This window comes from Streptomyces sp. NPDC050504, from assembly GCF_044458065.1.
In the GTDB taxonomy this organism is placed as follows: domain Bacteria; phylum Actinomycetota; class Actinomycetes; order Streptomycetales; family Streptomycetaceae; genus Streptomyces.
In genome coordinates this window covers 150,069-176,207 of record NZ_JBITHO010000010.1, presented here as the reverse complement: position 1 = coordinate 176,207, position 26,139 = coordinate 150,069, and the positions used below count along the sequence as shown (strand labels likewise).

Genomic DNA, 26,139 nt, shown 5'->3' with positions numbered 1-26,139 from the left:
CCCTGAGTGGTTTTCGGGGATGTCTTGGCCGGTGGCTCCAACTCCCTTTGTCGGGCGGCTCGTTCGCCCTGGTTCAGGTCTGGGTGGACGGGTGGCCGTCTTCAGGCGGTGAAGCCCGGCACCACCAGGCCCGACTCGTAGGCGATCACCACCGCGTGGGTCCGGTTCTGGGCGCCGAGCTTGGTCAGTACGTTTCCCGCGTGCGTCTTCACCGTCTCCAGGCTCACCGTGAGCGACCGCGCGATCTCCGGGTTGGACCGGCCGGTGGCCATCAGCCGCAGGACCTCCTCCTCCCGTACCGTCAGCGCCGCCTTCGGCAACGCCTCGGTGCGGTCCAGCGGGCGGGCGGTGACCATCCGGCGCAGGGCCGCCGGGAAGAGGATCGCCTCCCCCGCCGCCACCACCCGTACCGCCTCCGCGATCTCCCTGACCGGCCGTCGCTTGAGCACGAATCCGCTGGCCCCCGCGCTGAGCGCGGCGGTGACGTGGTCGTCGTTCTCGAAGGTGGTGATCATCACGACCTTCGGCGGTTCGGCCGATGCGGCGAGGAGCCGGCGAGTGGCCTCGATCCCGTTGCGGCGCGGCATCCGTACGTCCATCAGGACCACGTCCGGGCGCAGTTGCCGCGCCCGTTCCACCGCCTCGACGCCGTCCGACGCCTCGCCGACCACCTCGATCCCCGGTTGTGCCGCGAGCAGGGTGCGCAGACCGCTGCGGGTCACCTCGTCGTCGTCCGCGACCAGGAGCGTGACGGCCGCGTCGGCGTCAGGGCCGGTCATGCCGCCACCCGTATCGGCAGGCGGACCGCCAACCGCCAGTGGAGCGGCCCGTCCGGGCCCGCCTCGAAATCGCCGTGCAGCAGCCGCACGCGCTCGGCCAGACCTGGCAGGCCGTGCCCGGACGTGGGGAAGGCACCCGGGCCCTGGCCCGCGTCCGGCCCCGCCCCGGTCCGGTTGACCACGCCGAGCTCAAGGCCGTCGGGACCGGCCGCCACCCGGACCTCGACCGGACCGCCCGCCCCGTGCCGCAGCGCGTTCGTCAGCCCTTCCTGGAGGATCCGGTACGCCGCCCGGGAGAGCGTCCCCTGGACCTGCGCCAGGTCGCCCGACAGTTCCGGCTCGACCACCGCGCCCGCGTGCCGCAGCCGGTCGAACAGTTCGGGCAGATCGGTCAACGTGCGGTGCGGCGCCGTCTCCGGCTTCTCCGCGCGCAGCACGCCCAGTACGTAGTCCAGGTCCTCCAGCGCGGCCCTGGCCGATTCCTCGATGCCGCGCAGGGCGGCCCGCGCCGCGGCCGGATCGGCGGAGAGCACTTCGCCGGCCACCGCGGCCTGGATCGTGGTCGCCGTCAGGGTGTGTCCGATCGAGTCGTGCAACTCGTGGGCCAGTCGGTTCCGTTCGGCCAGCCGCTGTTCCCGCTCGGCCGCCAGCGCGAGCAGCTCGGCCGACGAAGGACCCAACAGCCTGGGGGCCAGCCACCGCAGAGCGTTCGCCACCACCGCACACACGACCGCCGCCGACAGCAGGCAGCCGAGCGCCACCGCCGCGCTCTGCCAACCGTCGTCCGGCCGCACGGACCGTCCGAACAGGCTCAGCCCCGCCTCGGTGCGGAACCAGTCGACCGGGAGGGTCAGGCCCACGAGGACCAGCGCACCAGTGACCAGTGCCCCGGTCCACCCCAGCGCCACGTGCAGCAGCAGCCAGAGCGGGGTCCGCAGGCGGTCCACGCCGGTCGGCACTTCGGGGGTGGGGATGGGGGTGGAGGCGGGGGCCGGGGGCGGGGGCTCCAGGGGGAGCCTCAGCAGCCTGCGGGCGCACGCGATCAGTGCCCGCCGCGTGGTGCGGGCAAGACCGACCGTGCCTATCAGCACCGCCCAGACCAACAGGGTCAGGACGGCCTGCGTTCCGTAGTGGGCGGACGGCCACGCCAGCGCCGGCAGCATCGCGAAAGGCAGCAGTGGAATGCTCGCCAGCGCGCCGCAAAAGGCGAACAGCATGCCCGAATACGTGGAGCCGCTCAGCAGCGGCCGGATTCCCCTGATCATGATCAGCCCAGTATCGCCGGATTTCCGGCCGGGGGCCTCCCTCGATCGGGGGAGCCCTTTTTCCCGCTTTCCCGCGATGCGCGCCGGGCCGCCCGGAAGCCAGGATCGTGCCCCGAGCGGTCGGCCGGAGGTCGGCTGACGGACAACGCGAGGAACGAGGAACAGGGGTGCCACCGCACCGTACGGGCAAGAACGGCCTGGCCGTGGCGGTGTCGGCGCTCCCGGTCGTGGTGGCACCGGCAGTGCGGCCACGAGCAGTCCACCGGAAAGTGAGGACGAGGACTACGGTGCGAAAAACACGAATGGCGTCTCTCGTGGCCGTCGGCATCGCGGCGAATTTCGTTTTGACGCTGACACCCGCAGCGACCTTTTCCGCGGCCGGGGCGTCCAAGGTTGCGGCATCCACGGCCGAGAATCCCCTTCGGCAGTACACGCAGCAGAAGCCCCAGTGGCAGCGGTGCGGCGCGCGGAGTCCCGCCGCCTTTCAGTGCGCGACTCTCGAAGTGCCCCTGGATTACCGCGATCCCGACGGTGAGAAGTTGGAGATCGAGGTGTCCCGGTTGAAAGCGGGCAGTACGAAGGAGCGGCGGGGCGTTCTGCTGTTCAACCCCGGCGGCCCCGGCGGACCGGGCCTGCACATGCCCGTCGAGGTGGGCGCGGACCTCCCCGAGGAGGTGAGGAGGCAGTACGACCTCATCGGGTTCGACCCGAGGGGCGTCGGGCGGAGCTCCCCCGTCGGCTGCGGCCTGACCGCCGAAGAAAGGATCACCGATCGCCCGTACAGGGCCGGGACCTTCGCGAAGGACGTGGAGTGGGCGCGTACGGTGGCCGAGAAGTGCCGGGCCGAGGAGGGCGACCGGCTGCGGCACCTCACCACCCGCAACACCGCCCGCGACATGGACGTCGTCCGGGCCGTGCTGGGAGAGCGGAAGATCTCCTACGTGGGGTACTCGTACGGCACCTACCTAGGTGCCGTATACATGCAGATGTTCCCGCAGCGGGCGGACCGGTTCGTGCTGGACAGCGCGACCGATCCGGTGCGGTACGGGCGCGGCACGCTCCAGGCGATGGCGGAGGGGACCGAGCCCGCCTTCACGCGGTGGAGCCGGTGGACCGCCCGTCGGCACACGACGTACGAGCTGGGCAGCACCCCGGCCGAGGTCCGCGAGACCTTCTGGCGCCTGGTCGCTCGGGCCGACCGGAAGCCCATCGACTCCGGCGATGGGCCCCTCACCGGCGACGGGATCCGCGCCCAGCGCGGCACGTTCTTCCGCGTTCGGGCGGCCGCCGAATGGGTCGCCGGGCTGAGGACGGCCGCCGAGGGCCGGGGACCGGGCCAGTCCGGCACCGAGCCGAGCCCGTCCGGCACTGGACCGGGCCCGTCCGGCGCCGAGCCCGGCTCGTCCGGCACTGGACTGAGCCCGTCCGGCACTCCTGAGCAGGCCGTTCCCCGACAGCCCGTGCCCCCGGACAACGCCGACGCGAGCGCCTGGACCGTCCTGTGCGCCGACACCCGCACGTGGCCGCACGACCCCGAGCGGTACCGCCGCGACGCGATCCGCGACAAGGCGCGGTATCCGCTGTACGGCGACTTCGCATCCACCATCACACCGTGCGCCTTCTGGGAGCCGGGCAGTGAGCCCACGACGAAGGTGGACAACGGGGTCGGATCGCTGATCGTGCAGAACGAGTGGGACCCCCAGACTCCGCTGGCCTCCGGCCGGGCCATGCACCGGGCCCTGCGCGGCTCCCGGATGATCACCGTCGCCGGAGGGGAGGGCCACGGCGTCTACCCCTTCGGGTCCTGCGCGGACGAGAGCACCACGGCCTACCTGACCACAGGCAGGCTCCCGGCCGAGGACCTGACCTGCCGGACGCGCGAGGGGGCCCGGGAACCGGCGCCGGGCGGCGTCCGCGCCCGGAAGTGACGCGTGCCGCCAAGGCGGTCGAACTCGTACAGTCCTACGACGGGTCCGGCAACGGCAACGGCGAACCGTGCTTTACGTGCCCTCGGGGCCGGTCAGGGCAGGAACTTCTCCGCCAGGAGGCGGGTGACCGCCCAGTCCTGCATCGCGATTCCCACCGTCTTGAAGACCGTTCGTTCGGCGCGCGGGGGGTTGGGGGCCGTCAGGGCGCTGCCCAGTTCCGTGAGGTCGGACTCGGTGATGGCGCCCGTGCCGAGCGCGTGGAGGATCTCGCCCGACTCTTCGAGGATCGCCTCGCGCTCGTCGATGACCACCGCGCTGTCCGCGAGGAGTTCGTCGGGGAGTTCGCGCATCGTGGGGCGGAAGGCGCCGATGGCGTTGACGTGGACCCGGGCGGGCAGGGCGCGTTCGGGGAAGAGCGGGCTGGTCGCGTTGGTGGCGCAGCAGACGATCTCGGCGTCGCCCACCGCGGACCCGGCGTCGGTCGTCGTGCGGATGCGCACGCCGGGCAGTTCGGGGGCCAGGTGTTCGGCCAGTGCTTCGGCGCGGGGCGGGGCGGTGGTGACCACGGTCAGTTCGCGCAGGGGGCGTACGGCGTGGACGGCTCGCACCTGGTCGAGGGCCTGGCCGCCCGCCCCGATGAGCGTCAGGCGGCCCGCGCCCGCGGGGGCGAGCAGGTCGGTGGCGACGCCGACGGCGGCGCCGGTGCGCAGGCTGGTGACGGTGGCCGCGTCGGCGACGAGGGTGTCGGCGCGGCCCATCTCCGTCCACACCACGGTTCCGGCGATGGCGGGCACGCGGTCGAAGTTCAGGCTCACCGTCTTGATCGCGGCGGAGGCGGTGGCGCGGTGGTGCGCGGACATCACCAGGAACCGGCCGTCGCGCAGCACGGTACGGGTGGGCATCTCGAACTCGCCGGCGGCCAGGTCGACGAAGCCGCCGCGTACCGCGTCGATGGCCTCGCGCATGGTGACGGCCTCGCGGATCTGGCGGGCGTCGACGGTGACGGTCTGCATGGGAGCTCCGCATCGTGGGGCATCGGGGGTGGGGGCGTCGGGGGCGGGGGCCTTCCCCGGGTGCGCGGGGAGCGCGTGGGGAAAGCGGGGCCCCTCGTGAGGTATTACACCTCATCGAGCGGGGCGGGGTGGGGGTTCGCGGTGCCGTGTTATGTATGAGGCGTGACCGCTTCCCGCTCCGCCGCAGCCCGTACGCCCACCACCCGCCTGAGGTCGGTCAGCCTGCGCGAGCAGGCGCGCGAGGCGGTGCGCACCCGGATCGTCCTCGGGCAGATCGAGCCCGGCGAGGTGCTCAGCGTCATCAGCGTCGCCGAGGAGCTCGGGGTGTCCATCACCCCGGTGCGCGAGGCGGTGATGGACCTGGCCAACCAGGGCATGGTGGAGGTGATCCGCAACCGCGGCTTCCGGGTGCCGGTGCTCGGCGAGCACGACCTGGACGAGATCTTCCGCATCCGTACGCTGTTGGAGGCACCGGCGATGGCGGACGTCGTCGAGGTCCTGGCCGGGGCGCCCGTGCCGCAGTTCCGGCGGCTGGCCGAGGAGATCACCGAGGCGGCGCGGGAGGGCGATCTGGTCGCGTTCCTCGACAAGGACCGGCAGTTCCACCTCGGCCTGCTGGAGCTGCTGGGCAACGGCCGGCTGGTCGCGATGGTCGCCCAACTCCGCGACCAGGCCCGCATGCAGGGGCTGCAGAAGCTCGCGGACCAGGGCCGGTTGACGCAGTCGGGCGAGGAGCACATCACGCTGGTGGACGCGATCGAGGCGGGGGACGGCGAACGCGCGGTCGAGCTGATGCGCAGCCACCTCGCGCACAGCCGGGGCATTTGGGCGGGGCGCTCGGAGACCGCGTGAGGCGGGGCGGGGGGCGGGGGGCACGGGGCTGGGGGCGGTAGCTCCTCCGGCTGGGCCTCGGGGTGACGACGGGACCGTCGCCCGTACGAAAACGGCTCTTCCGCACCGTACCGGCACAACTTCACTCCCCCACTGCCTCGTTGACGAGTGTTGGGTAATGTATTACACCTGACCGGCCGGGCAGTGCGGCTCCGCAGCGCCGGTGACCGAGCAGCGACCCGTGGCACACCCCCGCACGAGGAGACGACCATGGCCAGGCAGCAGCAGACGGAGATCAGCACCGTCGACTACCACACCGGCGGCGAGCCCTTCCGGATCGTCCCCGAACCGCCCGTCGCCATCGACGGCGCCACGGTCGCCGAGCGGCGCACCTTCGCCATCGCCGATCCCGAAGTGGACGGTCTGCGCAGGCTGTTGTGCTCGGAGCCGCGCGGACACGCCGACATGTACGGCGGGTTCATCACCCCGCCCGACGACGAGGGCGCCCACTTCGGCGTGCTGTTCTGGCACAAGGACGGCTTCTCCACCGCCTGCGGCCACGGCTCGATCGCGCTCGCGGCGTGGGCCGTGCAGAGCGGGCGCGTGGCGCGCGACCCCTCCGGCACCACCACCGTCGTCATCGACGTCCCCTCCGGCCGGGTCACCCTGCGCGTGCGGACCGAGGGCGGCGACAGGGACGGAGCAGCCGGGGAGGGCGGGGAAGGTCGGATCACGGGGATCGACTTCGTCAACGTCCCCAGTTACCTGATCGCCGAACGGGTCCCCCTCGCCACCTCGCGCGGCGACGTCCTCGTCGACATCGCCTACGGCGGTGCCATCTACGCGCACCTCGACGCGGCCTCCGTCGGGCTGGCCGTGACGCCCGCGCACTACAACGACCTCATCGCCATCGGCCGCGAGGTCAAGTGGGCCCTCAACGACACCGAGTACGCCCGCCATCCCAGCGACGACCGCCTCAGCGGCATCTACGGCACCATCCTCCACGACGACCTCGGCGCCGATCCGGACGGCAACCCCCACCAGCGCAACGTCACCGTCTTCGCCGACGGTCAGGTGGACCGCTCCCCGTGCGGCTCGGGCACCTGCTCCCGCATCGCCGTGCTGGCGGCGAACGGCCTGCTCAAGCCGGGCCGGACCCTGGTGCACGACTCGATCGTCGGCAGCCGCTTCACCGCGCGCGTCGTCGAGGAGCTGACCTCGGACGGGCACCCGGCCGTCGTCCCGGAGGTCACGGGCACCGCGTACCGCACCGGCGAGCACCGCTTCGCGCTCGACCCGGCGGACGACCTCGGCACGGGGTTCGTCCTGCGGTGACGCGGCGGAGTTCGTCCTGCGGTGACGCGGGGGGATTCGCACTGCGGTGACGCGGCGACGGTGCCGAAGACCTCCGTACCGCGTCAGCGAATGCCTCACGCCCAGTAGTCGGGGGTTCGCACTATGTGCTTGGCTCTGAGTGTGCCGTAACTCCGTCCACTCTCCCTCCGAAGCTCCGGGGCCCGCAGATGACACCTCCCCTCCCGCACGAGCAACCGGCAGCTCCCGCCCTGCTCGACCTCGTCGACGCCTCCCTGCGCGACGAGGACGGGGCCCGGGTGCTTCAGCGGCTCACCCAGCTCGCCGCGCGCCTGCCGGGCGTCGACGCGGCCAGTTGCAGCCTCGCCGACCACGACGGGCACCTCCTGCGCACTGCGGCGTCCAGCACGGCCGCCCACCAATTGGAGCGGTTGCAGGACGAGTTGCGGGAGGGCCCGTGCCTGGACAGCCGTCTGATCAGCAAGCCGCTGACGGACGTTCCCATCACCCACCCGCACAGCCGCGTCCGCTGGCCCCGCTTCACCCCGAGCGCCCTCAAGGCCGGTTTCGCCGCGGTCACCGCGCTGCCCATCCGCCACGACCAGCGGGTGTGGGGCTCCCTCAACCTCTACCACCGGCACGGCGCCCTGCTCCCCGCCGACGTGCGCGAAGGGCAGTTGCTCGCCACGGCCACCGCGATCTGCCTGCTCCACCAGGACTCCCTGCGCGCCTCCCAGGAGCGCGAGCGCCAGCTACGGACCGCGCTCGACAGCCGCGTACTGATCGAGCAGGCCAAGGGCATCCTCTCGGAGCGCCTCGAATGCAGCGTCACCGACGCCTTCGACCTGCTGCGCCGCCACGCCCGCAGCAACCGGATGAAGCTCGTCGAGCTCGCGCACGTGATCGTGCACAGCCCGCCCGGCACCGGGCCCTTCCCCAGGGACCGTTCCCGATAGGGCCGCGCGGCACGGCGGTCACGGCGCCAGGGGGTCGGTTACGGCGCCAGGGGGTCGGTTACGGCACCGGGGGGTCGGTTACGGCACCGGGGGCGCGACGCGCTTCACCTCCCGCAGCGTCGGGGCCGTCCGGATGCTCTGGATTCCCGGGAGCCGGCCGATGCGGCGGTCCACGTACGCGTAGAGGTCCGCCGGGTCGCGGAAGACGCCGTTCGCCACCAGGTTCGCGTCGCCCGTGACCGCGGCGGCGAAGGCGATCTGCGGGTGGGTCGCCAGGGCTTCGCCGACCGTGCGCAGGTGGGCCGGGGCGACGTTCAGCCAGATGCGGGTGGGCATGTGGTGCCCGAGGTGGCGGGGGTCGAAGTCCACGGCGAGGCTCAGGGCGCCCTCGTCGCGCAGCCGGTCCAGGTGGCGCTGGACGCTGGACGGGGAGCGGTCGGCCGCCGCGGCCAGTTCGGGCAGGGAGGCCCGGCCGTCGCGGGCCAGCTCGGCGAAGAGGGTGCGGTCCGTGGCGTCCAGGGGAAGGGGCGGCGGGGCGGGGGTGCCGGAATCCACCGCGTACGGGTCGGGGGGCGCCTGGGCCGTGCGGACCCGGCCGTGGCGCGTCGCGTGCCAGGTGCTCGTCGCCCCGATGAACGTGTGCAGCATGCAGTGCGCGCTCACCGAGAGGACCTGCGGGGTGCGGGGCAGCTTCTGGAGCAGCAGGGCGTCGCGCTGCGCGGAGGAGCGGACGTTCAGCGCGCAGTACACCTCCGTGCCGCCCGATGCCAGCGTGACCCAGTAGGTGTCCGGGCGGCGGGCGAGCGCGTCGGCGATGGTGCCCGCCGCGTCCGGCGTGCAGTGCAGCCGCAGCAGCCAGCGGGCCAGGCCGAGCCGGGCCGCGACCGGCTGGCCGACCACCCGCAGGCCCAGCTCGCGCAGCCGCTGGAAGCGGCGGGCGACGGTCCGCTCGGAGACCTCCAGGTCGCGCGCGATGCGGCTGAAGGGGGCCCTGCCGTCCAGTTGGAGCGCTCGCAGCAGCAGTTGGTCCAGCTCGTCCAGGAGGCGGGAATCCACCGCGTACTCCTGTCTCCACGACTGATTCTGCCGTAGTCGAGGGTACGGCCCGGGGCGCGCGGCGCCTCGCCCCGATGGTGGCGGTGCGGCCCTCAACGCCCCTCGGGCTTCCTGTGGTTGCGCGCCCGACGCACTTTCGTTCCGTGGAAGGCAGGACCTCATGACCACCGCACACATCCCCCTCGTCGACCTCTCCGACTGGTCGCCGGACGACGGCGCCGCCCGGGAGCGGCTCGCCGGGCACGTCGACCGCGCGCTCCGGTCGACCGGGTTCCTCCTCGTGACCGGGCACGGCATCGATCCCGGCCTGCCCGCCCGGGTCCGGGCCGCGGCGCGCGAGTTCTTCCACCTCCCGGCCGAGGTCAAGGCGCGGTACGCCCAACTGCCCGAGCGGCGCGGCTGGATCGGCCGGGATCAGGTGGTGACCGCCAGGTCGGAGGGGACCCTCACGCCGCCGGACCTGTTGGAGGTGTGGTCGTGCGCGGCCGGGGGCGTACGGCTGCCTGGGCGCTGGCCCGACGAGGTGCCGGAGCTGCTTCCGCTGGTCACCGAGTACACCGGGCGGATGCACGCGCTGGCCGACACGCTCCTGCGGGTGATGGCCACGGCCCTGCACCTGCCCGGCGACTTCTTCACCCGCCACACGGACCGCCCCCACTGGGACTTCACCGTCAACTGGTACCCGGCCGCCGCCGAGACGGGGCCCGCTCTGCCCGGCCAGTTCCGGGTCGGGCCGCACACGGACTTCGGCCTCATCACGCTCTTGGACCGGGAGCCGGGGAGGGGCGGGCTCCAGGTCTACGAGGAGGAGGGGACGGGGGCCGGGGCCGGGGCCGGGACCGGGGCCGGGGCGGGGGCCGGAGGCACGGCCGGGGCGGGGGCCGGAGGCACGGCCGGGGCCAGGGCCGGGACCAGGGGCGATGCGGGGGCCGCCGGGTGGCGGGACGCGCCGTACGTGCCGGGGGCCGTCACCCTCAACATCGGCGACCTCATGGCCCGTTGGAGCGGGGACCGGTGGCGGTCGGGGCGGCACCGGGTGCTGGCGCCGCCGTCCGATGCGGCCCGGGAGGAGCTGACGTCGTTGGTGTACTTCCACGGGTGTGCGCCCGGCACTCTCGTCGAGTCGCTGGGGGCGCCCGTGGGGCGGCGGCGGTACGCGGGGGTTCGGGCGGGGGACTATCTGGCGGCGAAGATGCGGGCGATCTTGGGGTGAGGCGGGGCGGGGGCGGAGCGGGGGCGCTCTCTGGGGGCCGTCCCCCGGGGTGCCGTTTCGCGTACGGCGGGGCGCACGGGCTCTGCCGGGTCCCGGGGCGCGGGTCCCGGGCCCCGGGGCGGGCGCCCGCCCCGGGGTGCACGGGCGGCTGCGGCGTCTGCCCCGCTCTCGCGCGGCTACGGGAGGGTCGCCTGGGCCGCCAGGTACTTGGGGGCCATTTCCCGGTAGCTGTCGGTGATCAGTTCCGTGAGTTCGGTCCAGTCCGTGTCCTCGCCGAGCGCGGCCGCGACGACGTTGAAGCCCCAACTGGCCCGGAAGAACGGGTACCCGCCCGCGGTCAGGCCCAGCAGGTCGTCGGCGGGCACCCGGAAGGTCATCACGACCGGTTCCCGGCCCGCTGCCGCGTGCGAGGCGTACAACGGGTGGCGGTCCACGTCCGGCACGAAGACGTGGGCGAACGTCCGCTTGCGGATCCGCCAGCGCATGCCGATCCAGGCGGGCTCCTCGTACGACTCGGGCAACCGCAGGCAGATCGGCCGCAGCCGGTTCAGGATCTCCGGCGGCACGTCTCCAGGACTGGACATGGACCGAACCCTAAGCGACCGGCGAAGGCTCGCGCGGGCCCGCCTCCCCGTCGCTTCCCCGGCGCCTCCCCGCCCGTACGTCCCGCACCCCCAGGGCCACCCGCTCCGCCGCCAGCAGGAGCGACAGCGCCAACGCCGTCACCGCCGCCCACCCCGTGTCCGGGGCCCACAGCAGAGCCATCCGCAGGGTGCCGTCCATCGTCGTCGGGAACCACCACAGGGTGCCGGCCAGGGCCAGGCACGCCGTGGTCGCCGCCAGGGTCGTCAGCGTCGTCCGGGTGCGGGAGCGGGCCCGTACCGCCGCCCTGTGCGCCCGGCCCCGGCGCCGTACCGCCGGGGCCGCCAGCGCGGTCAGCAGGACCAGGGACAGCGCCCCGAGCGTCCAGGGAAGGGCCGTGACCAGGGGGTCCCTCGGGGTCGTGGTCGGTCGTGCGCCCGACAGGAGCTGCGCCGTGCCGAACGCCGCGTCGCCGAACTCCCGCGCGCGCAGCTGGTGGTACGCGTTCTGGAGCACGACCACCGCCCGGTCGCTCTCCGGCAGCATGACCACCATCGCGTGGAACCCGGGCAGCGCGCCGTCCTTCCAGACCGTGCGCTCGCCCGTGCCCTTGAGCGTGCCGACCGACCAGCCGAGGCCGTAGCGGCCCGTGCTGCTCCTGACGTGGCCGTACTGGGTGTCGGCCGTCGTACGGGGCGAAAGGATCCGGCGCCCCTCCAGCGCGCCTCCCCCCAGCTCGGCCCGTACGAAACGCGTCAAGTCCCGCAGACTGCCGCCGACGTGACCGAACGGCACGCCCGACGTGTCGTAGGGCGCGTCGAACGCCACCTGCCTGCCGAACACCGACCTGTGCCCCGGCGCCACCCGCTCGCGCGCGAAGTCCCCTTCGGTGACGACCGCGTGCTCCATGCCCAGCGGGCCGAGCACCTTCGCGTGCAGGTACGCGCCGAAGGGCTGTCCCGTCACCTCCTCGACCAGGGCGCCCAGCACCGCGTAACCCGCGCTGGAGTAGGCGTACGACTCCCCGGGCCGCGCCTGCGGGGAGACGTCGGCGAGCGCGCGCACGGCCCTGGTCAGCGCGGACGGCGCGTTGTCGTAGCGGTCGCCGACCTCGCCGCTGGCCGCCGTCGGGATGCCGCTGGTGTTCGTCAGCAGGTGGCGGGGCGTGATGCGGGCGGACGCCGCCCCGTCCGCGAGCCGGAACCAGGGCAGGTACGTCCGCACCGGCTCGTCGATGTCGATCCGGCCCGCCTCCGCCAACTGCATCACGGCGACCCCGGTGACCGGTTTGGACACCGAGCCCCACAGGAACGGGGTGCCGGGCGTGACGGGGCGGCCCCGGCCGTCCTCGCCGAAGCCCCGCTCGTGCACCACCCTGCCGCCCTCGATCACGGCGAGCGCCGCGCCGGGGGTGCCGGTGGCGTCCAGCCGGCCGCGGACGAAGGCGTCGATGCGGGACCAGTCGGTACGGGGCGCGGTGGCGCGGGGTTCAGCGGTACGGGGTTCAGCGGTACGGGGCGCGGTGGTGCGGGGGCCGTCCGTGCCGGGGCCGACCGCGCGTGGCTCTCCTCGCGCGCCCGCCGCACCCGCCGTGCCCGCCGTGCCCGCCGTGCCCGTCACCAGCAGCAGCGCCGCGAGCGCCGCCCCCGCCCGCCACCGCCGTAACCCCCGTGTCCGCACGCGCCGTTGGAACACCGTCATGGCTCCGCCTCCCCCTGCGCTCTCCCGCGCCTCGCGTTTTTACAATACGAGCATATTGTTTACGCGGTCCGCAAGGCCCCGCGGCCGATACCCTGGCGGCATGCCGAAGGTCGTCGATCACCAAGCCAGACGCGTCCAGGTCGCCGACGCCGTACAGGAGTTGATCACCGAGAAGGGGCTCGACCAGGTCACCGTCGCCAGGACCGCCGCCGCCGCCGGCGTCTCCGTCGGGCACGTGCAGCACTACTTCCCGACCAAGGACGAGATGCTGCGCTTCACCCACGAACGCGTCGTGCGGAAGGTCATCGACCGCGTCTCCACGCTCGGCGAACGCGCCACGCGCCAGCGGCTGCCGATCCGCGACGTCGTCGTCGAGGGCCTGGCCGAGTGGCTGCCCGTCGACGAGCGGCGGCGCTCGGCGCACCGCGTGAACCTGGCGTTCCTCGGGCGGACCGTCGACAACCCGAGCCTCGCGGACGCGCACGCCGAGACCGGGCGGCTGATCCGCTCGATGCTCGCCACGGCCGTCCGCAACGGCAAGGAGTGCGGGGAGGTGCCGGACGACACCGATCCCGAGCTGGCCGCGCTCGAACTGCACAGCCTGGTCGAGGGGCTGGGGCAGCAGCTCGGCTCGGACGCGGACGCCGACGCGTCCCGCGCCGCGCTCGCGCTCGGGCTGCTCACCGGGCGCGTACGGGCCGTGTTCCCCGGCCGCTGCCGCCAGTACGGCTGAGGACCGCGCTCCCCGGGGGCCGCCGGACCACCGGACCACCGGATCGTCGGATCGTCCATGGGGGTTCGCATCTGCCATGTGGGTTCCCCTGAAGGGGCTGTAAATGCGATGAACCTTCCCCTATCTTGACGCACATGCAGTCCTACACGATCGGTCAGGCCGCGCAGCTGCTCGGCGTCAGTCCCGACACCGCCCGCCGCTGGGCCGACGCGGGCAGGGTCGCGACCCACCGCGACGAGAGCGGCCGCCGACTGATCGACGGACGCGACCTGGCCGCGTTCTCCATCGAGGTCGGCCAGAACGGCGGGAGCGAGGACGACCCCTCGTACACCTCCGCCAGGAACGCCTTTCCGGGCATCGTGACCGCCGTGAAGCTCGGCGACGTGGCCGCCCAGGTCGAGATCCAGGCGGGGCCGCACCGGCTGGTGTCCCTGCTGACCAGGGAAGCAGTCGAGGAACTCGGCCTGGAGGTGGGCATGCGGGCCACCGCCCGGGTGAAGTCCACCAGCGTGCACATCGACCGCGTCTGAGGTCGGCCGCGACGGCCCCGGCCGTCGCGGATCCGCCGCGCCCCCGGCCGTCCGGATCGGCCGCCGTCCCGGCCGCCCGTCCCGAGCCGCCGTCCCGAGCCGCCGCACCGGCCGTCCCCGGTGCGGCCCCACGCTCCCGCTCCTCCGCTCCTCCGCTCCCCACTCCCCGCGCCCCGTGCCCCGCGCCCCGTGCAGGCGCCCGCTCCCAGGAAGTGCCGTCCACATGACTCACAAGACCCTCGCCCGGCGCCGCGCCGCGGCCGCCGTCGTCACCGCCGCCCTGCTCGTACCGCTCCTCGCCTCCTGCGGCGGCGACGACAAGGACGGCAAGAAGGGGCGCGGCGGCGACGGCAAGAAGGACTCGACGTCCTCCGCGAAGCTGACCGTCCTCGCCGCCGCCTCGCTCACCGACGTCTTCAAGACGGCGGGCGCCGCGTACGAGAAGGCGCACCCCGGCACGAAGATCACGTTCTCCTTCGCCGGGTCCCAGGAGCTCGCCGCCCAGGTCAGGCAGGGCGCGCCCGCCGACGCCCTGGTGACCGCCGACACCAAGACCATGGACGGGCTGAGGTCCGACACCGGCACGCCGACCGTGATCGCCAAGAACCGGCTGGTCATCGCCGTCGGCGAGGGCAACCCGAAGAAGGTCAAGGACCTCAAGGGCCTCACCGACAGCGCGCTGAAGGTCGTGCTCGCCGCGCCCGAGGTGCCGGTCGGCCGCTACAGCAAGAAGATCCTGGACGCGCAGAAGCTCACCGTGAAGCCCGTCTCGCAGGAGCCGAACGTGCGGGCCGTCCTCAGCAAGGTCGAGCTGGGCGAGGCGGACGCGGGGCTCGTCTACAGGACCGACGCCGAGACGGCCACCGACAAGGTCGACGCCGTCGACATCCCGGACGCGCAGAACGCCGTCGCCTCCTACCCGGCCGCGACCCTGAAGACGTCCGGGAACAGCGCGGCGGCCGAGGCGTTCGTGAAGTGGCTCGCGTCGCCCGAGGCGCAGAAGATCCTGCGGGACGCGGGCTTCCAGCAGCCGTAGCGGTGCGCCGAGAGCCTGAGCTCGCACCTTCGACCGGTACGTCGTACGACCCCCTGGACCCGACATGAAACGCCCCGCCCCCGGCCGCACCCGCCCGCCCCTCGTGCTGGCCGTGCCCGCGCTCGTCGCGATCGCGCTGCTGACGATCCCGCTGGTCGGGGTGCTCGTGCGCACCGAGTGGGGGCGGCTCGGCGCGCACCTGGGCGCGGAGGGCGTCACGGAGGCGCTGCGGCTCTCGCTGGTCGTCTCCTTCTGGTCGCTCGGCCTCTCGCTGGTCCTCGGCGTGCCGCTGGCCTGGCTGCTGGCCCGCGTCGACTTCCCCGGCAAGGCGGTCGTCCGCTCGCTCGTCCTGCTGCCGATGGTGCTGCCGCCGACCGTCGGCGGGGTCGCGCTGCTGCTCGGCTTCGGGCGGCGCGGACTGCTCGGGCCGTGGCTGGAGGAGACGTTCGGCGTCACGCTGCCGTTCCACACCTCGGGCGCGGTGGTCGCGGCGACGTTCGTGGCGATGCCGTTCCTGGTCATCAGCCTGGAGGGGGCGCTGGCCGGGCTGATGACCAGCTACGAGGAGACCGCCGCGTCGCTCGGGGCGTCCCCGGTACGGGTCTTCCGCACCGTGACCCTGCCCATGGTCGCCCCCGGGCTCGCCGCGGGGGCGGCGCTGACGTGGGCGCGGGCGCTCGGGGAGTTCGGGGCGACGATCACGTTCGCCGGGAACCTCCCCGGGACCACGCAGACGCTGCCGCTCCAGGTGTACCTGCTGCTCCAGGACGAGCCGGAGGCCGCGACGTCCGTGTCGCTGCTGCTGCTCGCCATCGCGATGGCGGTGCTGGTCGCGCTGCGCGGGCGGTGGACGGGCGGGGGCGCGGGCTCGGGCGTGGTGGGTCGGGGGCGGGGCGTGCCCGACGTACCGGACGAGGAGCCCGGGGCGGCGCTCTCCGGCACGTCACCGGGACCGGGCGCCTTGCCGACCGACGCACCGGCGAGCGCCGCCGTCCCTGGGGGCGTGGGCGACGACGTACCGGCCGGGCGCTGGCCCCTGGACGCGGCCGTCACCGGGTTCACCCGGCTCACGCTCACCGCCGAGCCCGGCACGACCATCGCCGTCGTCGGACCCAACGGCGCGGGCAAGACGACCCTGCTGCGCGCCCTCCTCGGCCTCACCCCGCGCGCCCACGCACGGCTCCGCCTCGGCGACGCCGATGTCACCGCGCTCCCGCCGCACCGCAGGGACGTGGCGTGGGTGCCGCAGGACGGGGCGCTGTTCCCGCACCTGAGCGCGCTCGGCAACACCGCGTACGGGCTCCGCGCGCACGGCGTGCCCCGCCGCGAGGCCAGGCGCGAGGCACTGCGCTGGCTCGACCGGCTCGGCGTCGGGCACCTCGCGCACCGCAGGCCCGCGCAGCTGTCCGGCGGGCAGGCGCAGCGGGTTGCGCTGGCGCGGGCGCTGGCCGCGCGGCCCAGGCTGCTGCTCCTCGACGAGCCGCTGGCCGCGCTCGACCAGACCACGCGGGCCCGGGTGCGGCACACGCTGCGCGGGCACCTCGCGGGGTTCGGCGGGGTGTGCCTGATCGTCACGCACGATCCGGTGGAGGCGGTGTCGCTGGCCGATCGGGTGCTCGTGCTCGACGAGGGGCGCACGTTGCAGGACGCGGCGCCCGCGGAGGTGGCCCGGCATCCCCGTTCTCCGTGGGTGGCCCGGATGCTGGGCCGCAACGCCTGGCAGGGCGTCGCGACGCGGACGGGCCTCGCGCTGCCGGGCGGCGCGTGCATCGTGGCGGCGGAGCCGTTGGCGGGCGCGGGGGCGGAGCCGTTGGCGGGGGCGGGGGCCCCTGCGGGGACGCCGGGTTCGGCCGGGTCGCCGGGGACCGCGTTGGCGATCATCGGGCCCGAGGCGGTGTCGCTCCATCGTGAGCGGCCGACGGGGAGCGCGCGCAACGTGTACCCGGGTACGGTCCGCGAGATCACCGCGCTCGGCAGCAGGCTGCGGGTGCTGATCGACTGCGACGGGGCGCCGGAGCTGGTCGCGGAGGTGACGCCCGCGGGGGCCGGGGAGATGGGGTTGGGCGAAGGCGTGCGGGTGTACGCGAGCGTGAAGGCCACGGAGGTCCGGCTGGTGGGGACGTAGACGCGGGCGGGGGCACGGCGCCTCGGGGTGCCGTTTCCGCGCCCGCCCCCCGCGGAGCCGCGCGTCGATGCGCCCCCGCGCCCCTGACGGGGCCCTGTGCCGGACGGGGCCGTTGGGCACAGGGCCCCTTCAGGGGCGCGGGGAACCGCACGAGGCGGGAGGGGACGGCCCCGTCCCCCCGCCCCGTCGTACGGAAGGACGCGCACCGCCCTGTTGCTCGCGCCGCGCACCCCGCACACTGGACCCCATGGAGTTCGCCGTCCTCGTGACCCTCCCCACCCTGGTGATCGCCCTGACCGTGATCGCCTTCGTGGACCAGCTCCTCCTCCGCCTGGGCCGCGCCGGCCTCCTGCCGTGGCGCGGCAGCGGCAGCCGGGGCCAGGTCTCCGCGACCGGCTTCGAGCAGCTGCACGCCACCTTCTCCGCGGGCAAGCAGAACGAGCTGAAGGAGCGCCAGAGCTCCCTCCTCCTGCGCGACGACGAGGAGGACGGCGCGCCCCCGCACCACAGCACCGTCGACCTGGAGAACGGCCGCGCGGTCATACGCCGCCCCGCCCCGTGACCGCCCCGCCCCGTCACCACCCCTCCCCCTGACCGCCCCGCCCCACGGGCGCGCCGGGGCGCCGGGGGCGGGCCCCAGAATGGGTGCATGACTGACGACACCGTCTCCTCCCGCAACACCGACGCCCCCGCCTGGGAGCAGCGCTTCCGGGCCCCCCGGGTCTCGCTCCCCGAGTGGGCCGAGGACGCCCCTGACCGTTCGCTGTTCGTCTCGAACGCCACCGGGACGTACGAGCTCTACGCCTGGGACCGGGCCACCGGCGCGCGGCGACAGGTCACGGACCGGCCCAACGGGACGACGGACGGCACGCTGTCGCCGGACGGCGCGTGGGTGTGGTGGTTCAGCGACACCGACGGCGACGAGTTCGGCGTCTGGATGCGCCAGCCCTTCGACGGCGGGGACGACGTGCCCGCCGTCCCGGGGCTCGACGCCTCCTACCCCGCGGGCCTCGCGCTCTCCCGCGACGGCTCGGTGATCGCCGTCGGGCGGTCCACGGACGAGGACGGCTCGACCGTGCACGTCGTACGGGGCGAGGGCGCCGAGCCCGTCGAGGTCTACCGGCACCGCGAGTCCGCGAACGTCGGGGACCTCTCCCACGACGGCACCCTGCTGGCCGTCGAGCACACCGAGCACGGCGACGCCATGCACTCCGCGCTGCGCGTGCTGCGGCTCGACGGACCGGACCCCGCGGGCGAGGTCGTCGCCGAGCTGGACGACACCGCGGGCGGCACCGAGGAGCTGGGCCTGGAGGTGCTGGGCTTCGCCCCCGTCGCGGGCGACACCCGGCTGCTGATCGGCCACCAGCGGCGCGGCCGGTGGGAGCCGATGCTCTGGGACGTCGCGACGGGCGCGACGACGGACCTGGCGGTCGACCTGCCGGGCGACGTGAGCGCCGACTGGTACCCGGACGGCTCCGCGCTGCTCATCGGGCACAGCTTCGAGGCGCGCGGCGAGCTGTGGCGGTACGAGCTGGCGAGCGGCGAACTGACCCGCATCGAGACGCCCGTCGGCTCGGTCTCCGGCGCGACCGCGCGGCCCGACGGCACCGTCGAGTACCTCTGGTCGTCCGCAGCGAAGCCGCCCGTGGTGCGGTCCACCACGGGCGAGGTGGTGCTGGACGCGCCCGGCGCGAAGGCGCCGGAGTCCGTGCCGGTGGAGGACGCGTGGGTGGAGGGGCCCGGGGGCCGCGTCCACGCGCTGGTGCAGCGGCCCGCGGAGGGCGAGGGTCCGTTCCCGACCGTGTTCGAGATCCACGGCGGCCCGACCTGGCACGACAGCGACGCGTTCGCGGCCGGACCCGCGGCGTGGGTGGACCACGGCTACGCGGTCGTACGGGTCAACTACCGCGGCTCGACCGGGTACGGGCGCGAGTGGACCGACGCGCTGAAGCACCGCGTCGGGCTGATCGAGCTGGAGGACATCGCGGCGGTGCGGGAGTGGGCGGTCGCCTCCGGGCTCGCCGACCCGGCGCGGCTGGTGCTCGCGGGCGGGTCGTGGGGCGGCTACCTCACGCTGCTGGGCCTCGGCACGCAGCCCGAGGCGTGGGCGGTCGGCCTGGCGGCGGTGCCCGTCGCGGACTACGTCACGGCGTACGAGGACGAGATGGAGGCGCTGAAGGCGATGGACCGGACGCTGCTCGGGGGGACGCCGGAGGAGGTTCCCGAGCGGTACGAGGTCTCGTCGCCGATCACGTACGTCGACGCGGTGCGGGCGCCCGTCTACGTCTCGGCCGGGGTCAACGACCCCCGGTGCCCGATCCGGCAGATCGAGAACTACGTGGAGCGGCTGGCCGCGCGGGGGGCGGTGCACGAGGTGTACCAGTACGACGCGGGGCACGGGTCGCTGGTGGTGGAGGAGCGGATCAAGCAGGTGCGGCTGGAGCTGGAGTTCGCGGCGAAGCACCTGTCCTGAGCGGAGGGGCGCCGCTCCGCGGGCCCGCCCCGCGGGGGCCCGCGCCCGGGGCGGGGCGCTGTGGGGCGGGACCACCCGCCACGCGTCCGCGGAGCGGCGCCCCGTACCGTGGAGGCGTGTACCGGTTCTTGCTGACGCCCCGCTGGTGGGGGATCAACGCGTTCGTCGCCCTCGCCATCCCCTTCTGCGTCTTCATGGGCACCTGGCAGCTCGGCCGCTTCGAGGACCGCGTCGACTCCCACAAGGAGTCGAAGCCGGGTCCCGTCGTCGCCTCGGCCGCCGAGCCGCTCGCCGAGCTGCTGCCCGTCGACAAGGAGACCTCGGGCAGGGCGACCGCGGCCTCCGGCCGCTACGCGGAGCAGTTCCTCGTGCCCGACCGCAAGGTCGACGGGAAGACCGGCTCGTACGTCCTCACCCTGCTCAGGACCGACGGCGGCGACGCGCTGCCCGTCGTGCGCGGCTGGCTGCCGAAGGGGGCCGCCGCGCCCGCGCCGCCCACCGGGCCCGTCGCCGTCACGGGCGCGCTCCAGGCGTCCGAGAACGCGGGCACCGACGGGGTGCACACCGGCGGCGGGCTGCCGCGCGGCCAGCTGGGGATGATCAGCGCGGCGACGCTGGTGAACCTCGTCCCGTACGACGTGTACGACGCCTGGATCACGCTGGGCGAGGCCGACGCGGGTCTGGTCGCCGTGCCCGCGTCCGCCCCCGAGGGCAGCGGGCTCGACCTGAAGGCGTTCCAGAACCTGGGCTACACCGGCGAGTGGTTCGTCTTCGCCGCGTTCGTCCTGTTCATGTGGTGGCGGCTGATGCGCCGCGAGGCCGAGGCCGCCAGGGACGAGGCCCTGGGCCTGGCCCCCGCGGAGAGCTGACGAGCGGCCCCTACGAGGCGTTCAGGACGCCCGTCTTGTAGATCGTCCCCGCGCACGCGTTGGGGATCGTCGCCTCGGCGGTCGGCGCCCCCGGCTCCGGCGTGTGCTTCACCGCGACCGTGCCGTCCTTGGTGCTGCCCGCGTCCGGGTCGTCGCGGACCAGCTGCGCCTGGGGCTGGTTGTCCTTGCCGTCTCCCGGGCTCTCGCCCGCCGAGCCGGTCGTTCCGCCGCTGCCTCCGCCGATCTCGCCCGTGCCCACGTCCGTCGGCGTGGGGGTGGGCGAGGGTTTGACCGTCGGACAGGTCGCCGTCGGCACCCACGCGAAGCGCACCTCGTACGCCGCCTCCGGCTTCAGGACCAGGCCCGCGGCCTCCTGGGAGGGGTCGGGCAGGCCCGGCGCCGGGTCGCCCGCCTTGTGCTCGACGACCTCGATCTTGGAGCTGTCGGCCGCGCCCATCGCCTGGAAGTTGACCGTGCCGCTGTCGGTGACCGCGCAGTCGCTGCCCGAGGCGTTGGCGATGCGGAAGGTGCCGTACACCTTGCCCGACGGGTCCGGCTCGCTGACCGTGGCGCGGGTGATGGAGAGCTGTCCCGGGTCGCAGGACGGGGAGTTCGCGAAGGACACGCCGGTCGAGGGGGTGGCAGAGCCGCCCGTCTCCGTGCCGCCCGTGCTCTTGCCTGGCTCGGCGCCGGGCGAGGGCGTCGCCTCGCTGTCGGGGCTGCCGCCGTGGCTCGTCGCGTCGGTCGGCCGCCGCGTGCCGCCGCCGCCGTCCTCGACGCCGGTCTCCTGGCCGCTGCCGCCCTGGGCCTGCTCGTCGGGGTGGCCCGCCACGGCTGGGCGCTCGTCGGAGCCGCCGCCGGACTTCGCGACGTGCACGAAGGCGGGCACCGCCGTGCCGATCAGCATCACGGCGGCGGCCACGCCCACCACGGCCTGCCGCTTGCGCGCGCGGCGCGCGGGGACCGCGCTGCGCAGGTGCGCCAGGGTGCCGTCCCGGGGCTCCAGGTCCTGCACGGCGCCCTTCATCAGCCGCCGCAGCGCCAGCTCGTCGAACCCGCCCGGACCGCCCGTGCCACCGGGACCGCCCGTACTGCCGGGGCCGCCGGAGCCGCCCGTACCGCCGGAGCCGCCCGTACTTCCAGAGCCGTCCGTGCCGTCGGCTGCCGCGGGGGCCGCCGGCCCGATCGGCCCGCCCAGCCCCGAAAGCCCTCCGAGCCCGCTCTCTTCCGGCTCGCTGTTCACAATCCCGTTCCCGTCCGGCCCGTCCGGCCCGTGCTTCCTGCTGCCACCCGCTCCACCGGTCGACCAGGTCATGCCGGTGCCTCCATGGCGACCCGGAGCGCGGCGATGCCGCGCGACCCGTACGCCTTGACCGAGCCGAGCGATATGCCCAGGGTCTCGGCGACCTGGGCTTCCGTCATGTCCGCGAAGTAGCGCAGCACCAGCACCTCGCGCTGGCGCCGCTGGAGTCCCCGCATCGCCTTGATCAGCGCGTCCCGCTCCAGCTGGTCGTACGCCCCCTCCTCCGCGCTCGCCATGTCGGGCATCGGCTTGGAGAGCAGCTTGAGTCCGAGGATGCGGCGGCGCAGCGCGGACCGGGAGAGGTTGACGACGGTCTGGCGGAGGTACGCGAGGGTCTTCTCGGGCTCCCGGACGCGGCTGCGCGCCGAGTGCACGCGGATGAACGCCTCCTGCACGACGTCCTCGCAGGACGCGGTGTCGTCGAGGAGGAGCGCGGCGAGGCCGAGGAGCGACCGGTAGTGGGTGCGGTAGGTCTCGGTGAGGTGATCGACGGTGGTGCCCGCGGCCATGGCGTCGTCAGCGCCCTCGCGGCGGTCTGCGAGATCCGTGATGCGGGAGGGGCGTGCGGCTGGCATGGGGGCGATCACCGGCATGCCGTTGCGGACCGGCGTACGGGGACGCGGCGGGCGCCGGAGCGGGCGCACCACTGTGAAATCGAGAACCTCTGCCACGCAAGTTGGACACGCTCCCCCCTGTCAGGGTTGTACGCGCACAGCACCGCTTTTGACAGTGCGTCAAATGCTGTCATGCATACCCGCTTTTCCCCAATGCCCCGTTTTGCCGCTGTAGCGCCCGGGGACGACACTCTCAAGACGCCCGCTGCCCAACTGCCGGTTGCAGCAAGGCGGTAGCGCATCGTCCGTCATCGCGTCGCCGCACTTCAAGCGGACCGGCGAAGTCGTCTTCCGACGATCTGCTCACAGAGCGTTCACAGATCCTACAAAGCTTCGGCGGCGATGACCTCCGCGATTTGAGCCGCGTTCAGCGCCGCCCCCTTGCGGAGGTTGTCGCCGCACACGAAGAGGTCGAGGGCGCGCGGGTCGTCGGGGGACCGCCGCACCCGCCCCACCCAGGTCGGATCGGTGCCCACCACGTCGGCGGGCGTCGGGAAGTCACCCGCCGCCGGGTCGTCGAAGAGCACCACGCCGGGCGAGGTCGCCAGGATCTCGTGCGCCCGCTCCACCGCGACCTCGTTCTCGAAGCGCGCGTGCACGGACGCGGAGTGGGTGGTGATCACGGGTACGTACGCACAGGTCGCCGTGATCCGCGCGGTCGGCAGGTCCAGCACCTTGCGCACCTCGCCGCGGATCCGCAGCTCGTCGGAGGACCAGCCGTCGGACGACCAGCCGTCGGCGGACCGGTCGTCGGGGCTCCCGGGGGTCGCGCCGGTCCACGGGACGACGTTGAGCGCGAGGGGCGCGGCCAGCGGCCCCGTGGTCTCCCCCAGCACCCTGCGCACGTCCCCGGGAGCGGAACCCAGCTCCTTGCCGCCGGTCGCCGCCTCGGCGAGCTGGGCGCGCAGCGCGGCGACCGCTTCGGGGCCCGCGCCGCTCGCCGCCTGGTAGGTGGAGACGACCAGCTCGCGCAGTCCGAACTCGGCGTGCAGCGCGCCCACCGCGACGATCAGCGACAGCGTGACGGGCGAGGGGCAGGCGACGATGCCGCGCGGCCTGAGCCGGACGCCGTGGGAGTTGAGCTCGGGCACCACGAGCGGCACGTCGGGCTCGGCCCCGAAGGCGCCCGAGCCGTCGACCACCGCGGCGCCCTTGGCGACGGCGACCGGCGCCCAGCGGGCGCAGACCTCGGCGGGCACGGTGAACAGCGCCACGTCGACGCCCTCCAGCGCCTCCTCGCCGAGCTCCAGCACCTCGGTCTCGGCCCCGCGCACGGCCAGCTTGCGGCCGGCCGTGCGCGCGGACGCGAGGAGCCGTATCTCGCCCCAGACGTCGGCGTGCTGCGACAGGATCTGGAGCACGATCGAGCCGACCGTCCCGGTCGCACCCACGACCGCGAGAGTCGGCTTGGGCTTCACCTTCCGGTGCCCCCGTAGACCACGGCCTCGTCGGAGTCCGAGTCCAGGCCGAAGGCGGTGTGCACGGCGCGCACGGCCTCGTTGACGTCGTCGGCGCGGGTGACGACCGAGATCCGGATCTCCGAGGTGGAGATCAGCTCGATGTTCACGCCCGCGTCGCTGAGCGCCTCGAAGAAGCCCGCGGTGACGCCGGGGTTGGTCTTCATGCCCGCGCCGACCAGCGAGATCTTGGCGATCTGGTCGTCGTAGCGCAGCGACTCGAAGCCGATGCGCTCGCGGGTCTTCTCCAGCGCGTCGATCGCCCTGCGGCCCTCGGCCTTGGGCAGCGTGAAGGAGATGTCCGTGAGGCCGGTGGAGGCGGCGGACACGTTCTGCACGACCATGTCGATGTTGATCTCCGCGTCCGCGATGGCGCGGAAGATCGCGGCGGCCTCGCCCGGCTTGTCGGGGACGCCGACGACCGTGACCTTGGCCTCGGAGACGTCGTGGGCGACTCCCGAGATGATGGCGTGCTCCACCTGCGCGTCTCCCTTTCCTGAGGGACGTTCGTTGCTGACCCACGTGCCCTGGAGCCCCGAGAAGGACGACCGGACGTGGATCGGGATGTTGTAGCGGCGGGCGTACTCCACGCAGCGGTGGAGCAGCACCTTGGAGCCGGACGCGGCCAGCTCCAGCATGTCCTCGAAGGAGATCCAGTCGATCTTCTTCGCCTTCTTCACCACGCGCGGGTCGGCGGTGAAGACGCCGTCGACGTCCGTGTAGATCTCGCAGACCTCGGCGTCGAGGGCGGCGGCCAGCGCGACGGCGGTGGTGTCGGAGCCGCCGCGGCCCAGGGTGGTGATGTCCTTCTTGTCCTGGGACACGCCCTGGAAGCCCGCGACGATGGCGATGTTGCCCTCGTCGAGCGCGGTGCGGATGCGGCCCGGCGTGACATCGATGATGCGCGCTTTGTTGTGGACCGAGTCGGTGATGACGCCGGCCTGGCTGCCCGTGAACGACTGGGCCTCGTGGCCCAGGTTTTTGATCGCCATCGCCAGCAGGGCCATGGAGATCCGCTCTCCGGCCGTCAGCAGCATGTCGAATTCGCGCCCGGCAGGGATCGGGGATACCTGCTCGGCGAGATCGATCAGCTCGTCCGTCGTGTCGCCCATGGCCGACACCACGACAACGACCTGGTGGCCGTTCTTCTTGGCGTCGACGATTCGCTTGGCGACCCGCTTGATGCCCTCGGCATCGGCTACGGAGGAGCCTCCGTACTTCTGCACGACAAGGCCCACGTGCGCTCCTCGCTCGGTCTCTACTGCGGTCGGCTCAGTCTAACGAGCGGCCGGAATCCGACCCGGTCGTACCGCACTGTGAGATGTCCCGCTCACGTGCTGGTCGTCGGGGACGGTGTGGGGGGACCGGCCGCTCGTTCACGTGCCTGCCCGGCCGCCGCCGCGGTACACCAGAAGTGTCCTGCGTCACACGGGACGGGCGGGAGCGGGCGCGGGCGCGGGTGCGCGGGGGCGCGGTCAGGGGGTGCGGGATCGCGCGGCGCGGTCAGGGGGTGCGGAGGTTCAGGGGCGCGGTCAGGGGGTGCGGAGGCCCAGGGGGGCGGCGATCTCCTCGGCCATGACGCGCCCCGCCTCCTCCTCCAGGCCCTCCTCCGCCAGCGCCTCGTCCGTGTCGAGCCCGTCCAGCTCCTGGAGCGGCTGGTCGAGGCGGACGTGGGCCACCAGGGACTGGAGCGCGCGCAGCGTCGCCGACGCGGTGGACCCCCAGTTGGAGAAGTACGAGAACTGCCACCACCACAGCGCCTCGGTGGTCCGCCCCGCCCGGTAGTGCGCGAGCCCGTGGCGCAGGTCCGTCACGACGTCCGCGAGGTCGTCGGAGATCCGGCAGGCCACCGCCGCCTTCCGGGGCTCGTACGGATCGAAGACCTCGGAGTAGACGTCCACCGGGTCGAGGATGCGGGCGAAGCGCTCGCGCAGGTCGTCCACGTCGGGCTCGGGCCCCAGGTCGGGCTCGTACCGTTCGTCGGGCACGATGTCCTCGTGCGCGCCCAGCCGCCCGCCGGCCAGCAGCAGCTGGGAGACCTCAAGGAGCAGGAACGGCACCGCGCTGTCCGGCTCGTCGCCCTTCGCGACCTCGGTCACCGCGACGATGAAGGACTCGATCTGGTCCGCGATCTGGACCGCGAAGTCGTCCGGGTCCTGGGTGGCGGAGTGCAGCGTGGCGTCAGACATGGCGGAGACCTCCGGGTGTGCCTGGTGCGGCGGGCGCCGCGCCCGTACCGCCCCTACCGTCATACATCCAGCAGCCGCCTTCCCTCGAAGGCGCGGCCCAGCGTGACCTCGTCGGCGGCACCCCTGTCTGCGCCCCTCGCGCCGCTCCGCGGGCTTCGGGACGCTGCGCCGG

The 26,139-nt window shown here is 73.9% G+C and carries 23 protein-coding genes; 12 read left to right on the top strand and 11 right to left on the bottom strand.

Annotated elements, in window-relative coordinates; translation table 11 throughout:
- Positions 1-101 precede the first annotated feature (101 nt).
- Together ACIBNE_RS32780 and ACIBNE_RS32775 are read right to left on the bottom strand one after the other, a co-directional pair.
- Positions 102-779, bottom strand: a complete 678-nt coding sequence (locus ACIBNE_RS32780) for a response regulator (RefSeq protein WP_399278085.1) — start codon at positions 777-779, stop codon at positions 102-104.
- The gene (locus ACIBNE_RS32775; RefSeq protein WP_399278083.1) at positions 776-2,044 is read right to left on the bottom strand and encodes a sensor histidine kinase; all 1,269 of its coding nucleotides are present in this window, start codon (positions 2,042-2,044) and stop codon (positions 776-778) included. Before ACIBNE_RS32775 ends, ACIBNE_RS32780 begins: the two co-directional genes overlap by 4 nt.
- 302 nt (positions 2,045-2,346) lie before the next feature.
- On the opposite strand from ACIBNE_RS32775, the gene ACIBNE_RS32770 reads away from it, so the two are divergent.
- Positions 2,347-3,972: an alpha/beta hydrolase gene (locus tag ACIBNE_RS32770; RefSeq protein ID WP_399278081.1), complete on the top strand. Its 1,626-nt coding sequence runs from the start codon at positions 2,347-2,349 to the stop codon at positions 3,970-3,972.
- Between the two features lie 92 nt (positions 3,973-4,064).
- On the opposite strand, the gene ACIBNE_RS32765 is transcribed toward ACIBNE_RS32770, so the two are convergent.
- Positions 4,065-4,985, bottom strand: a complete 921-nt coding sequence (locus tag ACIBNE_RS32765) for an ornithine cyclodeaminase family protein (RefSeq protein WP_399278079.1) — start codon at positions 4,983-4,985, stop codon at positions 4,065-4,067.
- A gap of 162 nt (positions 4,986-5,147) precedes the next feature.
- Here ACIBNE_RS32765 and ACIBNE_RS32760 point away from each other — a divergent pair, with 162 nt between their 5' ends.
- The 3 genes from ACIBNE_RS32760 (at position 5,148) to ACIBNE_RS32750 (ending at position 8,086) form a co-directional block, all read left to right on the top strand.
- On the top strand, positions 5,148-5,837 hold the full coding sequence (locus tag ACIBNE_RS32760) for a GntR family transcriptional regulator (protein ID WP_399278077.1): 690 nt from the start codon (positions 5,148-5,150) through the stop codon (positions 5,835-5,837).
- Positions 5,838-6,086: 249 nt separating this feature from the next.
- Positions 6,087-7,151 (top strand): proline racemase family protein, encoded by a 1,065-nt coding sequence (locus ACIBNE_RS32755; protein ID WP_399278075.1) that lies wholly within the window; start codon positions 6,087-6,089, stop codon positions 7,149-7,151.
- A gap of 188 nt (positions 7,152-7,339) precedes the next feature.
- Complete coding sequence (locus ACIBNE_RS32750; RefSeq protein ID WP_399278073.1) at positions 7,340-8,086, top strand: ANTAR domain-containing protein; 747 nt, start codon at positions 7,340-7,342, stop codon at positions 8,084-8,086.
- Between the two features lie 78 nt (positions 8,087-8,164).
- Here ACIBNE_RS32750 and ACIBNE_RS32745 read toward each other — a convergent pair whose 3' ends face one another.
- Positions 8,165-9,142, bottom strand: a complete 978-nt coding sequence (locus ACIBNE_RS32745; protein WP_399278071.1) for an Lrp/AsnC family transcriptional regulator — start codon at positions 9,140-9,142, stop codon at positions 8,165-8,167.
- Between the two features lie 160 nt (positions 9,143-9,302).
- On the opposite strand from ACIBNE_RS32745, the gene ACIBNE_RS32740 reads away from it, so the two are divergent.
- Positions 9,303-10,355, top strand: a complete 1,053-nt coding sequence (locus tag ACIBNE_RS32740) for an isopenicillin N synthase family dioxygenase (protein WP_399278069.1) — start codon at positions 9,303-9,305, stop codon at positions 10,353-10,355.
- A gap of 176 nt (positions 10,356-10,531) precedes the next feature.
- Here ACIBNE_RS32740 and ACIBNE_RS32735 read toward each other — a convergent pair whose 3' ends face one another.
- Both ACIBNE_RS32735 and ACIBNE_RS32730 read right to left on the bottom strand, forming a co-directional pair.
- Entirely contained in the window at positions 10,532-10,939 is a 408-nt protein-coding gene (locus ACIBNE_RS32735; RefSeq protein ID WP_399278067.1) for an MmcQ/YjbR family DNA-binding protein, read from the bottom strand.
- A 10-nt stretch (positions 10,940-10,949) separates the two neighbouring features.
- Positions 10,950-12,638, bottom strand: coding sequence for a serine hydrolase domain-containing protein (locus ACIBNE_RS32730; RefSeq protein ID WP_399278065.1), 1,689 nt, complete (start codon positions 12,636-12,638; stop codon positions 10,950-10,952).
- A 100-nt stretch (positions 12,639-12,738) separates the two neighbouring features.
- Between ACIBNE_RS32730 and ACIBNE_RS32725 the strand changes: the two genes are divergently transcribed.
- From ACIBNE_RS32725 to ACIBNE_RS32695, 7 genes are all read left to right on the top strand, one after another.
- Complete coding sequence (locus ACIBNE_RS32725; protein ID WP_399278063.1) at positions 12,739-13,371, top strand: TetR/AcrR family transcriptional regulator; 633 nt, start codon at positions 12,739-12,741, stop codon at positions 13,369-13,371.
- Positions 13,372-13,505: 134 nt separating this feature from the next.
- Positions 13,506-13,901: a molybdopterin-binding protein gene (locus tag ACIBNE_RS32720; RefSeq protein ID WP_399278061.1), complete on the top strand. Its 396-nt coding sequence runs from the start codon at positions 13,506-13,508 to the stop codon at positions 13,899-13,901.
- Between the two features lie 223 nt (positions 13,902-14,124).
- Entirely contained in the window at positions 14,125-14,937 is an 813-nt protein-coding gene (modA, locus tag ACIBNE_RS32715) for a molybdate ABC transporter substrate-binding protein (protein ID WP_399278059.1), read from the top strand.
- 64 nt (positions 14,938-15,001) lie between these two features.
- On the top strand, positions 15,002-17,062 hold the full coding sequence (locus ACIBNE_RS32710; protein ID WP_399278056.1) for an ABC transporter permease: 2,061 nt from the start codon (positions 15,002-15,004) through the stop codon (positions 17,060-17,062).
- A 247-nt stretch (positions 17,063-17,309) separates the two neighbouring features.
- Positions 17,310-17,624: a DUF6191 domain-containing protein gene (locus ACIBNE_RS32705; protein WP_399278054.1), complete on the top strand. Its 315-nt coding sequence runs from the start codon at positions 17,310-17,312 to the stop codon at positions 17,622-17,624.
- Between the two features lie 87 nt (positions 17,625-17,711).
- Positions 17,712-19,535, top strand: coding sequence for a prolyl oligopeptidase family serine peptidase (locus ACIBNE_RS32700; protein ID WP_399278052.1), 1,824 nt, complete (start codon positions 17,712-17,714; stop codon positions 19,533-19,535).
- A gap of 116 nt (positions 19,536-19,651) precedes the next feature.
- Positions 19,652-20,404: an SURF1 family protein gene (locus ACIBNE_RS32695; protein WP_399278050.1), complete on the top strand. Its 753-nt coding sequence runs from the start codon at positions 19,652-19,654 to the stop codon at positions 20,402-20,404.
- Between the two features lie 10 nt (positions 20,405-20,414).
- Here ACIBNE_RS32695 and ACIBNE_RS32690 read toward each other — a convergent pair whose 3' ends face one another.
- The 5 genes from ACIBNE_RS32690 to ACIBNE_RS32670 form a co-directional block, all read right to left on the bottom strand.
- Positions 20,415-21,647, bottom strand: coding sequence for a hypothetical protein (locus ACIBNE_RS32690; RefSeq protein WP_399278048.1), 1,233 nt, complete (start codon positions 21,645-21,647; stop codon positions 20,415-20,417).
- Between the two features lie 68 nt (positions 21,648-21,715).
- Complete coding sequence (locus tag ACIBNE_RS32685; RefSeq protein WP_399278046.1) at positions 21,716-22,300, bottom strand: SigE family RNA polymerase sigma factor; 585 nt, start codon at positions 22,298-22,300, stop codon at positions 21,716-21,718.
- A 344-nt stretch (positions 22,301-22,644) separates the two neighbouring features.
- Positions 22,645-23,739, bottom strand: coding sequence for an aspartate-semialdehyde dehydrogenase (locus ACIBNE_RS32680; RefSeq protein ID WP_399278044.1), 1,095 nt, complete (start codon positions 23,737-23,739; stop codon positions 22,645-22,647).
- The gene (locus ACIBNE_RS32675) at positions 23,736-25,016 is read right to left on the bottom strand and encodes an aspartate kinase (protein WP_399278042.1); all 1,281 of its coding nucleotides are present in this window, start codon (positions 25,014-25,016) and stop codon (positions 23,736-23,738) included. The genes ACIBNE_RS32680 and ACIBNE_RS32675 overlap by 4 nt, the downstream gene beginning before the upstream one ends.
- 294 nt (positions 25,017-25,310) lie before the next feature.
- Complete coding sequence (locus tag ACIBNE_RS32670) at positions 25,311-25,967, bottom strand: DUF5063 domain-containing protein (protein WP_399278041.1); 657 nt, start codon at positions 25,965-25,967, stop codon at positions 25,311-25,313.
- Positions 25,968-26,139: the final 172 nt, after the last annotated feature.